The organism is Curtobacterium sp. B18 (genome assembly GCF_000333375.1).
Taxonomy (GTDB): Bacteria; Actinomycetota; Actinomycetes; order Actinomycetales; family Microbacteriaceae; genus Curtobacterium.
The window spans coordinates 1-12,457 of the sequence record NZ_BACZ01000502.1 but is presented as its reverse complement, the minus strand read 5'-3'; the positions used below and the strand labels follow the sequence as shown (position 1 = coordinate 12,457).

Sequence of the window (12,457 nt, the reverse complement as noted above, 5' to 3'; positions counted from 1 at the left end):
GTTGAACACGCCGCTGTCGCGGCCGGGGACGCGTCCGAGGAGCGTGAGCCCGTGACCCAGGAGCGCTGCGCCGAGAGGGAGCAAGCAGATGTACGCCATGCGGAGAACCGTGGCACCGCGCCGTGCCCGCCGGAAGGGTTGTGTCGCACCGTGTCCGTCCGTGACGCGCGGTGACGGAGCGGCCGCGGCTCGTTGCTCCGCGTGACCGACGTGCCACCGGTGCCCCGTGCGCGGACGGATCGACGGACGGGCCTGGGCCGGTGAGCGGTGGGCCGGTTGGCCGGTTGGCCGGTTGGCGGTGATGTCAACCGCTGGACGGACGATCCCCGACCGTGCCCGCTCCTATCCTGGGACGGCCGCGCAGCGCACCGCGCGCCGCGGCGCGACGAGGGGAGGACGACGTGCTCGAGAACCTGGGTGGGACGCACGTGCTGGTGGTGCTGGTCCTGCTGGCGCTGGACGTGATCGCGCTGGTGCAGGTGTGGCGGGACCGACGGCGGAGCGACGTCGTGAAGGTGCTCTGGACCGTCGTGATCCTCGCGCTGCCGGTCATCGGTGTGCTCGGCTGGGCCGTGAACTGGCTCCTGGGACGAGCAGCCGATCGACTCGACCGGGCGAACGGCCCGCGCGCGTGAGCGTCGTCCGCCCGCTCCGTGCTCGTCGGGCGCGTGACGCGGTGACGAGCGAGCGCCACGCCGAGCTGATCGCCGGACTCGAGTCGGCCGCGTCGGACGAGTGGGGTCCGCGCGCACTCCTCGCCTGTCTGCGGAAACTGCGCGACGGCGGCCCGACCGAGGGCCGCTCCGTGGTGGTCCACGACGCCTGGGCGACCGAGGACGGGTTCCGGGTGGTCTACGACGCACCGTTCGGCGGCCCACGGGTCGGTGTCATCCGCGACCGCGGCACCTCGGTCGACTGGCTCGACGTGTACACGACCGGCGACGAGCCGACGCCCGAGGAGTTCGGGTGGGAGGTCGCGGACCACAACATCGGCGAACCGCTCGGTCGGCACATCGACGACCTCGACCTGGACGCCGACGGGCTCGGCTGGTGGGGTCACCGGCCGCTGCGCCGTCTCGGTCGGCGGGGCTGACCCACCGCACCGGGGCCGCACATCGGGCATGATGCAGGTCGACCCGAGGAGGCCCCGTGCACCAACCGTACGACGCCGTCCTGCTCGCCGGTGGGCGGGCAGCGCGACTCGGCGGCATCGACAAGACGGCGCTGCGCGCTCGCGGCACGACGCTCCTGGAACACGCGGTCGCGGCTGCCGCGAGCGCCGTCCGGGTCGTCGTGGTCGGACCGCGTGACGCCGACGCGCTGCCCCCGCGGGTGGTCCGTGCGCGTGAGGACCCGCCGTTCGCTGGTCCCGTGGCCGCGATCGCCGCCGGGCTGGAGGCGGTGTCGGTGCACGCGCCGCTCACCCTCGTCCTGGCGTGCGACCTGGTCCACCCCGGGGCGGCGACCGCACGGCTGGTCGAGGCGGCGACCGCGCGGCTGTTCGAGGCTGCGAGCGCGACGGCGACCGACGGACTCCGGGACGGCGTCGTCGCGGTCGACGACGACGGCCGACGCCAGCCGCTGCTCGCGCTGTACGGGACGGCCGCGCTCCGGGAGGCGGTGGAGTCGCTGCGAGCGGACGCCGGCACGCTGGCAGGCACGTCGATGCGGCGACTCCTCGCTCCGCTCGACCTGGTCGAGGTCGCCGTGCCCTCGGCGCTCTGCGCGGACGTCGACGATCCGGATGCCGCAGCCCGTCTCACCGATCCTGCTTGACTGGCCCCATGACCACAGACGACGTCCTGGCCGGATGGACCGCAGAGCTCGCCGCGGCGCTCGGGTTCCCCGCCGACTTCGAGCTCGACGTCGACGTCGTGCTCGACCTCGCTCGTGACGCGGCGCACGGGGTGGCGCGGCCGGCCGCACCGCTGACGACGTTCCTGGTCGGGTACGCGGCGGGGCTCCGCGGTGGCACGACGGCCGACGTCACCGAGGCCGCGGCCACCGCGACCCGGCTCGCCACCGCACGGGGCGAGCAGTCCGACGCGTGACGGGCTCACTCCTGCCCTGGCTGGACGCCCGGGACGCGGCGCACCGGCAGGGCCTCCAGCTCCTCGGCGTGCCCGAGACGATCGCGCTCGACGGGGCCGTCGGTCGCACGCTCGCGGCGCCGCTCGACGCTCCCGGCGACGTCCCCGGGCACGACGGGGCCGCGATGGACGGCTGGGCCGTGGCGGGCGACGGACCGTGGCGGGTCGGTGCGCCGATCGTCGCCGGGGCTGCGCCGTCGGTCGAACCCCTGGTTCCCGGCACGGCGCGTCCGATCACCACGGGGGCGCCCGTCCCCTCGGGCACGTCCGTGGTGGTCCGCTCCGAGGACGCCGGACTCGATGCGGCGGGGCTGCTCGTCCGGCACACCGCCTCGCACCGTCGACACGTCCGGCCCGCTGCGGAGGAGGTCGCACGGGGCGAACTGCTGTTCGGGTCCGGGCAGGTCCTGACCCCGCCGCGGATCGCCCTCGCCGCTGCGTCGGGCGTCGACGAGGTGCGCGTCGCCCCGGCTCCGACCGTCAGGGTTGCGGTGCTCGGCGACGAGGTCGTCGGGCGCGGCGTCCCACTCCCGGGTCGTGTCCGCGACGTCTTCTCCCCCACGCTGCCCGCCGTCCTCCGGTCGATGGGCGCCGCTCCGACCGTGGCCGTCCACGTGCCGGACGGCGCGGACGAGACGGCCGCTGCCCTCGGCGACGCCCCGGAGCGCCTCGTGGTGAGCACCGGCGGGACGGCCGGGTCGTCGACCGACCACGTCCGCGGTGCGCTCGCACGGATCGGTGCGGAACTCGTCGTCGACCGCGTCGACATCCGGCCGGGCCGACCGGTGCTGCTGGCTCGCCGGGGACGGACGCTCCACCTGTGCCTGCCCGGCAACCCGATGGCCGCCATGGTCGGGATGGTGCTGTTCGGCGGGCCGCTGGTGGCCGGGCTCCTGGGGCGCCCGGTCGATCAGCCATCGGTGGTCCGGCTCGGCGTCGACGTGCCGAACGAGCGGTCCGGCGCCCTCGTCCTGGCGTACCGGTCCACGGGTGCGGGTGCGGTCCCGACGACGCACCAGAGCTCGGCGATGCTGCGCGGGCTGGCCGAGGCCGAGGGGCTGCTCGTCGTCCCCGCCGGTGGACGACGAGCAGGCGAGACCGCCGCGGCCGTCCCGCTGCCCTGGGGCTGACGACCCCGACGGGACGACGACCCCGACGGGACGACGACCCCGACGGGACGACGACCCCGACGGGACGACGACCCCGACGGGACGACGACCCCGACGGGACGACGACCCCGACGGGATGACGACCCCGAGGCTGGCCCCGATCCGCACTCGGGCGGGCGAGCCCCTTGGTGGTCGCAGCCGCCGGTGGTAGACCCGAACCATGAACCGGATCACCGCCCGGAAACGCGTCACCCGCATCACCGTCGGAACGTCCCGGGCGGTCCGGGACGACCTGCTCGCCGTCGAGGAGCCCCTGGAGATCCGCGTCGGGGGGAGCGCACTCGCGATCACGATGCGCACCCCGGGGAGTGACTTCGACCTCGCCGCGGGCTTCCTGGTGTCCGAGGGCGTCATCGCCCGGGGCGACGACTTCGCGGCCGCCCGGTACTGCGCGGGCGCCACGGCCGAGGGGTTGAACACGTACAACGTCCTCGACGTCACCCTCGCGCGGGGCGTCCCCGCGCCGGACCCGAGCCTTGAGCGGTCGTTCTACACGACGAGCTCCTGCGGGCTCTGCGGCAAGGCGAGCATCGACGCGGTCCGGACGCAGTCGCAGCACGCCGTCCTCCACGACGACCTCGTCGTCGACCCGGCGCTCCTGGCGACCTTCCCCGACCAGCTCCGCGAGGCCCAGGCCGTGTTCGAGAAGACCGGCGGGCTGCACGCCGCAGCGCTGTTCGACGGCCGCACCGGTCGCATGCTCGTCCTGCGTGAGGACGTCGGGCGGCACAACGCCGTGGACAAGGTCGTCGGCTGGGCCGTCAAGGAGGACCTGCTCCCCCTGACCGGCACGGTCCTCATGGTGTCGGGGCGCGCGAGCTTCGAACTGACACAGAAGGCGTCGATGGCCGGCATCCCCGTGCTCGCGGCAGTCTCCGCCCCGTCGTCGCTCGCGGTCGACCTGGCCACCGAGGTCGGCGTCACCATCGTCGGCTTCCTCCGCGGGCAGAGCATGGTGGTCTACAGCCGACCGGACCGCATCGCCGAAGCACGAGCAGCAGCAGAAGCAGAAGCAGAAGCTGAAGCTGAAGCTGAAGCTGAAGAACCAGCAGCAGCAGACCCCGCCTCCCACCCCCGAACGACCGTGAGCGCCTCATGACCGAAGAACCCCCCGTCGCCGACGTGACCGACGCCGACCTCACCGTCGGCGAGCCGAAGGACTGGGCAGCCGGCGTCCCCGGGGTGCTGCACTCGATGGGTCCGGCGATCCAGCAGCTCGGCGTCGCACGCACGCTGAAGCTCATGACGTCCCTGAACCAGAAGGGCGGCTTCGACTGCATGAGCTGCGCCTGGCCGGACCCCGACCACCGCAAGGTCGCGGAGTTCTGCGAGAACGGCGGCAAGGCGGTCGTCTGGGAGGCCACGCCCGTGCTCGTGCCGGAGACGTTCTGGGCCGAGCACTCCGTGACCGACCTCGCCGAGAAGACGGAGTACTGGCTCGGCATGCAGGGTCGGCTGACGGAGCCGGTCTGGAAGCCGAAGGGTTCCGACCACTACGAGACGGTCAGCTGGGACCGCGCGTTCGAGATCATCGCGGACAAGCTGCGGAGCCTCTCCAGCCCCGACGAAGCGTCGTTCTACACCTCCGGGCGCACCTCGAACGAGGCCGCCTTCGTCTACCAATTGTTCGTCCGGGCCTTCGGCACGAACAACCTGCCGGACTGCTCGAACATGTGCCACGAGTCGACGAGCCTCGCCATGGCCGAGACCGTCGGCATCGGCAAGTCCACCATCGCGTACGACGACTTCGAGCAGACCGAGCTCATCATCGTGATGGGGCAGAACCCCGGTACCAACCACCCGCGGATGCTCACCGCCCTCGAGGACGCCAAGAAGAACGGCGCCGAGATCGTCGCGGTCAACCCGCTCCCCGAGGCGGGGCTCCGCCGGTACAAGAACCCGCAGAAAGTCCGGGGCGTCGTCGGGACGGGGACGCAGATCGCCGACCAGTTCCTGCAGATCCGTCTCGGTGGGGACATGGCGCTGCTGCAGGCCGTCGCGAAGCGGGTCGTCCTCGCCGAGCAGGCGGCACCGGGCACCGTCGTCGACCACGCCTTCATCGCCGAGCACACGAGCGGGTACGACGCCTTCGTGGAGCACATCCTGCAGGTGGACGACGACGAGGTCGTCCGCGCCACCGGCCTGACGATCGACGAGATCGACGAGCTCGCCGACCGCTACCTGCGGTCCGAGCGCACGATCATCACCTGGGCGATGGGCATCACGCAGCACACGAAGGCCGTCGACACGATCAAGGAGATCATCAACCTCCTGCTGCTGCGCGGGAACATCGGCCGCCCGGGTGCCGGCGCCTCGCCGATCCGGGGTCACAGCAACGTGCAGGGCGACCGGACGATGGGCATCTGGGAACAGATGCCGGACAGCTTCCTCGACGCCCTCGCCGCCGAGTTCCACTTCGAGCCGCCGCGCGAGCACGGCGTCGACGCGCTCAAGGGCATCCACGCGATGCGTCGCGGGGACATCCGCTTCTGGATGGGGATGGGCGGCAACCTCGTCGCCGCGATCTCGGACTCGCAGCTGGCCGAACAGGCCTTCCGCGGCACCGAGATGACCGTGCAGGTGTCGACCAAGCTGAACCGGTCGCACGCGGTCGTCGGTGAGGAGGCGCTCATCCTGCCCACCATGGGCCGTACCGAGATCGACGTCCAGGCGTCGGGCCCGCAGTTCGTCTCCGTCGAGGACACGGTGTGCTCGGTGCACGGCAGCCACGGCCAGGTGCCGCCGGTCGCCCCCGGCCTGCTCTCCGAGGTCGCGATCGTGTGCGAACTCGCGAAGGCCACGCTGGGTGACCGGGTCGCGATCGACTGGCAGCGCATGCGCGACGACTACGACGTGATCCGCGACCACATCAGCCACGTCGTGCCCGGCTTCGACGACTACTCGCGTCGCGCCGGCAGCAAGGAGGGCTTCGTCCTGCCGAACGGTCCCCGGGACTCGCGGACCTTCGCGACGGCGACCGGCAAGGCGATGATCACGGTCAACGAGCTCGAGCACGTCGACCGACCGGCGGGCACGCTGCTCCTGCAGACCCTGCGCTCCCACGACCAGTACAACACGACGATCTACAGCCTGAACGACCGGTACCGGGGCATCAAGAAGGGGCGGCACGTGGTCTTCGTGAACCCGGACGACCTCGCCGAGCTCGGTCTCGAGGACGGCCAGCACGTCGACGTCACCACGGTCTGGGACGACGACGTCGAGCGCGTGCTGCGCGACCAGCGCATCGTCGCCTACCCGAGTGCGAAGGGCTGCGCGGCCGCCTACTTCCCCGAGGCGAACGTCCTCGTGCCGCTCGACAGCGCGGCGAAGGGCAGCAACACCCCCGTCTCGAAGGCGGTCCCGGTCCGGCTCACGCCGACCGCCGCCACCCGGTCCGCGTAGGTCGCCAGGCGCTCCGGACGTCGCGTCCGTGGGCCGGGAGGCGCAGAGAGAGACAGCAACGCGCCTCCCGTTCTTATGGACGGTCACGTCCGCTGCCCGCGGAACGTCACGACGAGCGCGTCGACCACCAGGAAGAGGAGCAGGCCGACCCCGAGGGTCGGCAGCACGGCGCTGAGCGCGAGCGCCGCCGCGACCACGGCCGCGACGCCCCACCACGGCGCACGGGCCAGCGCCCCGCCGGTCGGCGCACGCCCGACCCGACCACCGGGCGGACGGCGCTGCCACCACATGCCGTACCCGAACACGACCATCGCGGCGATGCCGAGCGCCGTGACGAACAGCAGGACCTGGTTCGGCAGGCCCCACATCGTGCCCATGTGCGTGTCGATGCCCCACCGGGTGAGCTTGGCGGGGACCGAGAACGTGTCGAAGTCCGTCCGGGACACCACGCTCCCGTCCCGTGGGTCGATCGCCACCGAGTCCACCGCCGTCGGGTACGACCGCTTGATCTCGGCGACGGTCCAGGCCTGGTCGGCCGTCGCCGGCGGGGTGATCTGCACCTCGGCGGCGTCGATGTTGACGGCATTCGCCGCCGCGAGCACCTCGTCGAAGCGCTCCGGGGTGACCGTCGGTGCGCCGGCACCGGTCGCTGCGGACCCGTGGTGCCCGGCGTGCTCGTCCGCCGGAGCGGACGACGGCCCGAGCGACGTGGTCAGCGACGGCGTCTGCCAGCCCCATGCGGCGCGCAGCGCATCGACGTTGGCGCCGCCGAACTGTGACCAGGTGATGCCGGTCGCGGACAGGAAGAGGGCGCCGACGAGCAGCCAGATGCCGGTCGAGGCGTGCCACGAGGCCAGGCGGCGGTGTCCGCTGACGCCCCGGGCGGGGCGCACGAGGTCCCATCGGCGACGCGCTGTCCGTGCCCGGGCGATCCAGAGCGCCAGGCCGGCGAGCGCCACGACCCCCAGCCACGACGCCGCGGTCTCGCTGTACACGCGCCCGACGTCGCCGAGGAACAGCGTGCGGTGGAAGGTGCTGATCCACGTCCGGATCGGCAGGGCACCCGAGGTGCCGTAGACGAGCAGGTCGCCGCGGACCTCGGCCGTGCCGGGGTCGACGAACACGGCGCGGGACTGTGACTCGAGCAGCCCGTCCTCGGCGAACATGACGCGCGTGGTGTCACCGGCCGTCGGCGCCGGACGCACCGCGGACAGCGTGTCCTCGGGGTGGTGCTCGTCCGCGTACGCCTGCGCGGCCGCGACCTGGTCGGCGAGCGGCAGGGGTGCCGCACGCGACGGTGTCGTGAGCTCGTGCGCGTACACGGCCGACTCGATCGAGGGGGCGAGCGCGTACGCGGCGCCGGACAGCGCGGCGATCAGGACGAACGGTCCGACGAACACGCCGGCGGTGAAGTGCAGCCGGAGCAGGAGCTGCAGGAACCAGCCGCGTCGGCGGTCGGGCGTCGGCTCGGGTCGGGTGGGCGGGGTGACGGGACGATCGTCCAGGGCGGTCATCGGGTCCTCGGTGGCCGGGGTCGGGCCGGGTGCCGCGACGAGAAGCACTCTACAAGTTGTAGAACCATTGGTGCACGGACTCGCGGGGAGCCGTGCCGCCGAGCGCAACCGGCCAGCCGGAACCCGTACCGGAGCGCGACCTTGAACGAATCCGAATCGACTGCCGACGCCCGGGCCGGATACGGTCTGCCGCATGACGATCGACCCCCGGAACGGAAGCGGCGCCGGCGCCTCCTTCAGCGAGCTCGTCCCCGCCGTGGAGTGGCTCTGGTTGGTGGTCGGCCTGGTCTGGCTCGTCGTGGCGATCGCCGGCGACCACCTCACCGACCGGCTGCGCGGCGCAGGAGCGCCGGGCAGCGGACGGCGCCCCGGATCCGCCCGATCCCACTGATCCGAGGCCGTCGCCGCACCGGGGACTCGACGAGCCGGACGCCGGCTGACCACGCCGGAGTCCCCGGCGCGGCGAGCGTTGCCGCACCGGGGACGTCCGTCGATCAGTTGTAGGAAGCCAGCCGGTTGGGGGCGGTGTTCCCCGCCGGCGTCGGCACCGCTCCGCCGACCCCGTTGATCACGCTGGAGATCGTGCCCGTGTCACCGAGCGACACCGTGACGAGCCCGTGCGCGCGGACACCGGCGGTCTGCGGGACCTCGAACGCCCGGTCGGCGTGCACCGCGGGGTTCGTGTTGAAGAAGCAGTAGACACCGCCGCCCCAGATCTCGTGGCTCGTGACGTTCGCGGCGACCTTGTACGCCGCGTAGCCGGCGCCGGTCGGGCTCTGCCACGACGCGTTGTCCGGCACGTCGTACGGCATCTCGTTCTGGAAGAAGATCGTCCGTCCGTTGTTGCCGTTCCACTGCACTTCGTACTTCTGGTAGTGCTCGACGAACAGACCGGTCGCGAGGACGTCGTTGCCGTTCACCTCGACACCGGTCGCGCCGGTGTTGACCGTCCACCCGGTGGCGGCCCCACCGTGGTCGGCACGCCAGGCCCAGATGTGGTCGACCAGGGTGTCGTCCGCGTTGACCTGCAGGGTCGTCGTCGCCTTGCCCTGGATGCTCGAACCGACGCGGAAGAAGACGTCCTGGATGCTCTGCGGGTCGGCGGCGTGGTCGACGTGCGAGCCACTCGTGCCGAGTCGGACGAGCTGGGCGCTGTTCTGCGAACCGGCGTCGACGACGAGGTTCGACACGTTCACGCCGGCGACGTCGGTCGAGGTGAGCACCGCGTTGCCCTGCGTCGGCACGAGCGTCGGGAAGCCGATCCCGGTGACGACCGTGTCCGGACGGGTGATCGCGATGGGCGCGTTCAGCTGGTAGGTGCCGGGTGTGAAGAACAGGTTGAGTCCCTGCGACAGCGCGCTGTTGATCGTCGCCGCCGAGTCGCCCGGGTGGGCGACGTAGAAGTTCCGCATCGGGATGTCCGTGCCGGCGGTGTCCGGCCAGGTCACACCCGACGAGCTCTGCCGCAGCGACGGCACGAACACGTGGTACTTGTTCGACGAGTCGATGTACAGGTACGGCTTCTCGCGGGTCGTCGGCGTGGTCGCCAGGGTCGTGTAGCTCTTCGAGAAGTCGTTCGCCGGTGCACCCTGCACGCCCGAGAACGTCATGTTCCAGTTGCCGCCCTGCCAGGACCCGATGGACGAGTTGCGGGTGTACCACTGCTGCTGCGAGCCGGAGGTGACCGTCCCGTCGACCTTCGTGTCGGCGATGTACCCGCCGGACGAGTACCCCTGGCCGCCGTCCTGGTTCGAGGGCCCCATCGTGAGGTTCCCCTTGATGTGCACCCGGCGCATCGGCGCGGCCTGGGACACCGCCCAGCGATCGGTCCCGCCCTCCGGGACGATCGCCACGTTCTCGACCGAGCGCCAGAAGTTCTGCGTGGCGTTCTTCTCGTCACCGGCGTTCCACCCGGAGTCGACGTTCACGGCACCGTTGATGGTGACGTCGTCGGGGTTCTTCCCGAGGCCGGCGACCGTCGTGTAGAACCCGAGGTTCGCCCACACCCGTCCGTAGGAGCCGGGCTTGAACAGGAACGCGTACCGCTGGCTCCCGAACTGCGCGCTGGTGCTCCGGAGCTGGGAGTTGAACGCCGCGTCGACGTCGGCCTGGATCGTGGACGTCGGTGTGGAGGGACTGTAGATCTTGACGTTGCTCCCGAAGTCCGGGGTGTCGCTCGTGGTGACCGCCTGGGCGGAGACCGCGGGCAGCAATGCCCCCACGACACCGACGCTCAGCGCGATCGCGACGAGGTGCTTCATCCGTCGTTGCATGATGCTCGATTCGTCATCGTGCGGCGTCGTTGCCGCACGCAACAGACGGTAGACCCGACCGTGCCCGGGAGCAGTCCGACGATCGGAGGACCAAGACGTGCCCCGGACAGCCCAGCGTGCGCCTTCGTGCTCGGCCCGCCCGGCGAGCAGCGATGTCAACCGCTGGACTGACGAACCGCCCGCCGCGCCCTCCTATCGTTGGACCGCCGCACAGCGCACCCCTGCGCCGCGGCGGACGAGGGGAGAACGACGTGCTCGAGAACCTGGGCGGCGCACACGTGCTGGTCCTGCTGGTCGTGCTGGCGCTGGACGTCCTCGCGCTGGTGCAGGTGTGGCGGGACCGACGACGGAGCGACCTCGTGAAGATCGTCTGGACCGTCGTGATCGTCGCGGTGCCGGTCATCGGCGTGGTCGGGTGGGCCGTGAACTGGCTCCTCGGACGTGCGGCCGACCGGCTGAACCGGACGAGCGGTCCGAGCGCCTGACGCGGAGCGTGGCCGGACTCGGAGCAGCAGCGTCGGACGAGTGGGGTCCGCGGGTCGTCGGCCCGGTAGCCGTGGACGCGACCACGGCTCGACCAGGAGGCGCGGTGCGGCACCGACCCGCGCCTCCCGACCCACGGTCGCTGCGTTTCAGAGCCGCTTCGCGTACCACCGGTCCGAGTAGGGGTCTTCGGTGAAGGCGGGCACGCGCTCGAACCCGAGCCGCTCGTAGAGCGCACAGGCCTCGGCGAGTTCGGCACGGGTGTCCAGCCGGAGCACGCCGATCCCGCGGTGACGGCACATCACCTCGACCTCGCGGACGAGCCGGGCCGCCGTGCCCCGCCCACGCGCTTCAGGCAGGGTGAAGACCTTCGTGAGTTCGGCGACACCGAGACCGAAGCGCGCTCCAGCACAGGCGACGGCCCGCCCCTGCTCGACGGCGACGAGGAACACCCCGGACGCGCCGTGCAGGTCGTCGTACGGCTCGTCGCGCAGCGCCTGGGCGACCTCGTCCTCGGTCGCCGGGCGTCCGTACCAGCGCGACGCGACCTCGGCGAGGTACGCCCGCACGATCCCGTCAGCCACCGGGTCACCGGGGTGGACCGCCTCGACGGCGACGCTCGACCCGTCGCTGATCCGTCCGTCCACGATCCTCCCTGAAGCCCACTGCGACCGTACCGGTGGAGCGGTGTCGAGCGCAGTCCAGCTCCGCAACGGAGGAACCTTGCGCGGTGCGATCAGTTAGGAGCGCGGGGCCGCCGGATGCGCACGATTCCGCCGGGGATGGGCAAGATTGCGTCCCCCGATCCTGCCTAGGCTCGATGCACCAGCGCACCCGCAGCCAGCCCAACGACGGGAGGTACGACATGTCGCAGTTCGTCCAGGAGTTCTCGAAGGACGCCATCGTCGGAGAACCCGAGGTCGTCGAGGACCGCCTGTCCGTCCGCGAGGTCGCCGCCCACCCGGCCTGGCTCCGGCTGAAGGACGCCGTCACCGCGCTGCAGACCGTCCAGGTGCAGGACGGCTCCGTGCCCGAGCCGGCCGACCACGCTGCCGCGACCGAGCACGTCGCGACGATCGTCCCGGCCATCGCCGAGCTCGCCCCGCACTTCCCGCACGACGCCGCGTTCCTCGACGCCGTCCAGCAGGACTTCGCACGGTGGCGCGACGAGGGGTTCGGGGTCCCCGACTTCCTCGACTCCCTGACCGCGTTCCAGCCGCAGCAGCACCGCGTCGACGGGATCGGCCACCTCGTCGTGTTCCCGATGGTGACGCAGAACGGCAGCTCCTCGCGGTTCGTCGAGGCCGTGCTCGTCGAGGTCATCTGGCCCGAGTTCATCGCCGAGCTCGAGGCCGGGGACTACGGCAACGCGCTCTTCGTCGCGCTGCGCTTCGTCGACTTCACCCCCGGGTACGACACCAACTCGGCCGTGCTCTTTCCCGAGACCGTCGCGATGCGCGAGCTGCCGACCTTCACCTGGGGCGCGATCTCCCAGGACGCGAGGCGCCCGCTACCGCCGGGTCGTC

Annotated in this window: 12 protein-coding genes and 1 pseudogene; 10 read left to right on the top strand and 3 right to left on the bottom strand. The window is 71.9% G+C overall.

Annotated features, from left to right (window positions below):
* Positions 1–401: 401 nt before the first annotated feature.
* From I5E_RS13280 to I5E_RS13250, 7 genes are all read left to right on the top strand, one after another.
* Positions 402–635 carry a PLDc N-terminal domain-containing protein gene (locus tag I5E_RS13280; protein WP_022907416.1) on the top strand — a complete coding sequence of 78 codons (234 nt, stop codon included), beginning with the start codon at positions 402–404 and terminating at the stop codon, positions 633–635.
* Positions 632–1,093, top strand: a complete 462-nt coding sequence (locus tag I5E_RS13275; protein ID WP_022907415.1) for a hypothetical protein — start codon at positions 632–634, stop codon at positions 1,091–1,093. The genes I5E_RS13280 and I5E_RS13275 overlap by 4 nt, the downstream gene beginning before the upstream one ends.
* A gap of 56 nt (positions 1,094–1,149) precedes the next feature.
* A complete protein-coding gene (gene mobA / locus I5E_RS13270; RefSeq protein ID WP_042723870.1) occupies positions 1,150–1,776 on the top strand; it encodes a molybdenum cofactor guanylyltransferase in 627 nt (208 codons plus the stop codon).
* Between the two features lie 8 nt (positions 1,777–1,784).
* A complete protein-coding gene (locus I5E_RS13265; protein ID WP_031262690.1) occupies positions 1,785–2,051 on the top strand; it encodes a DUF6457 domain-containing protein in 267 nt (88 codons plus the stop codon).
* Positions 2,048–3,220: a molybdopterin molybdotransferase MoeA gene (locus I5E_RS13260; protein ID WP_022907414.1), complete on the top strand. Its 1,173-nt coding sequence runs from the start codon at positions 2,048–2,050 to the stop codon at positions 3,218–3,220. The genes I5E_RS13265 and I5E_RS13260 overlap by 4 nt, the downstream gene beginning before the upstream one ends.
* Before the next feature lie 199 nt (positions 3,221–3,419).
* Positions 3,420–4,358 carry a formate dehydrogenase accessory sulfurtransferase FdhD gene (gene fdhD, locus I5E_RS13255; RefSeq protein WP_022907413.1) on the top strand — a complete coding sequence of 313 codons (939 nt, stop codon included), beginning with the start codon at positions 3,420–3,422 and terminating at the stop codon, positions 4,356–4,358.
* Positions 4,355–6,661 carry an FdhF/YdeP family oxidoreductase gene (locus I5E_RS13250; protein WP_022907412.1) on the top strand — a complete coding sequence of 769 codons (2,307 nt, stop codon included), beginning with the start codon at positions 4,355–4,357 and terminating at the stop codon, positions 6,659–6,661. Before fdhD ends, I5E_RS13250 begins: the two co-directional genes overlap by 4 nt.
* 83 nt (positions 6,662–6,744) lie before the next feature.
* On the opposite strand, the gene I5E_RS13245 is transcribed toward I5E_RS13250, so the two are convergent.
* Positions 6,745–8,223: a PepSY domain-containing protein gene (locus I5E_RS13245; RefSeq protein ID WP_022907411.1), complete on the bottom strand. Its 1,479-nt coding sequence runs from the start codon at positions 8,221–8,223 to the stop codon at positions 6,745–6,747.
* A 145-nt stretch (positions 8,224–8,368) separates the two neighbouring features.
* Between I5E_RS13245 and I5E_RS13240 the strand changes: the two genes are divergently transcribed.
* Positions 8,369–8,566 carry a hypothetical protein gene (locus tag I5E_RS13240; protein WP_022907410.1) on the top strand — a complete coding sequence of 66 codons (198 nt, stop codon included), beginning with the start codon at positions 8,369–8,371 and terminating at the stop codon, positions 8,564–8,566.
* Between the two features lie 103 nt (positions 8,567–8,669).
* On the opposite strand, the gene I5E_RS13235 is transcribed toward I5E_RS13240, so the two are convergent.
* A complete protein-coding gene (locus I5E_RS13235; RefSeq protein ID WP_022907409.1) occupies positions 8,670–10,436 on the bottom strand; it encodes a hypothetical protein in 1,767 nt (588 codons plus the stop codon).
* Positions 10,437–10,699: 263 nt separating this feature from the next.
* Between I5E_RS13235 and I5E_RS13230 the strand changes: the two genes are divergently transcribed.
* Positions 10,700–10,933: a PLDc N-terminal domain-containing protein gene (locus I5E_RS13230; protein ID WP_022907408.1), complete on the top strand. Its 234-nt coding sequence runs from the start codon at positions 10,700–10,702 to the stop codon at positions 10,931–10,933.
* Between the two features lie 147 nt (positions 10,934–11,080).
* Here I5E_RS13230 and I5E_RS13225 read toward each other — a convergent pair whose 3' ends face one another.
* Positions 11,081–11,578 (bottom strand): GNAT family N-acetyltransferase, encoded by a 498-nt coding sequence (locus tag I5E_RS13225; RefSeq protein ID WP_022907407.1) that lies wholly within the window; start codon positions 11,576–11,578, stop codon positions 11,081–11,083.
* Between the two features lie 218 nt (positions 11,579–11,796).
* Here I5E_RS13225 and I5E_RS21765 point away from each other — a divergent pair.
* Positions 11,797–12,457, top strand: a pseudogene (locus tag I5E_RS21765) (DUF6421 family protein); the annotation flags it as partial.

Excerpts from the sequence above, each read along its gene's own strand:
- I5E_RS13240 (WP_022907410.1), top strand. The coding sequence starts at position 8,369 with ATGACGATCGACCCCCGGAACGGAAGCGGCGCCGGCGCCTCCTTCAGC.
- I5E_RS13250 (WP_022907412.1), top strand. The coding sequence starts at position 4,355 with ATGACCGAAGAACCCCCCGTCGCCGACGTGACCGACGCCGACCTCACC.
- I5E_RS13235 (WP_022907409.1), bottom strand. The coding sequence starts at position 10,436 with ATGAAGCACCTCGTCGCGATCGCGCTGAGCGTCGGTGTCGTGGGGGCA.
- fdhD (WP_022907413.1), top strand. The coding sequence starts at position 3,420 with ATGAACCGGATCACCGCCCGGAAACGCGTCACCCGCATCACCGTCGGA.
- I5E_RS13265 (WP_031262690.1), top strand. The coding sequence starts at position 1,785 with ATGACCACAGACGACGTCCTGGCCGGATGGACCGCAGAGCTCGCCGCG.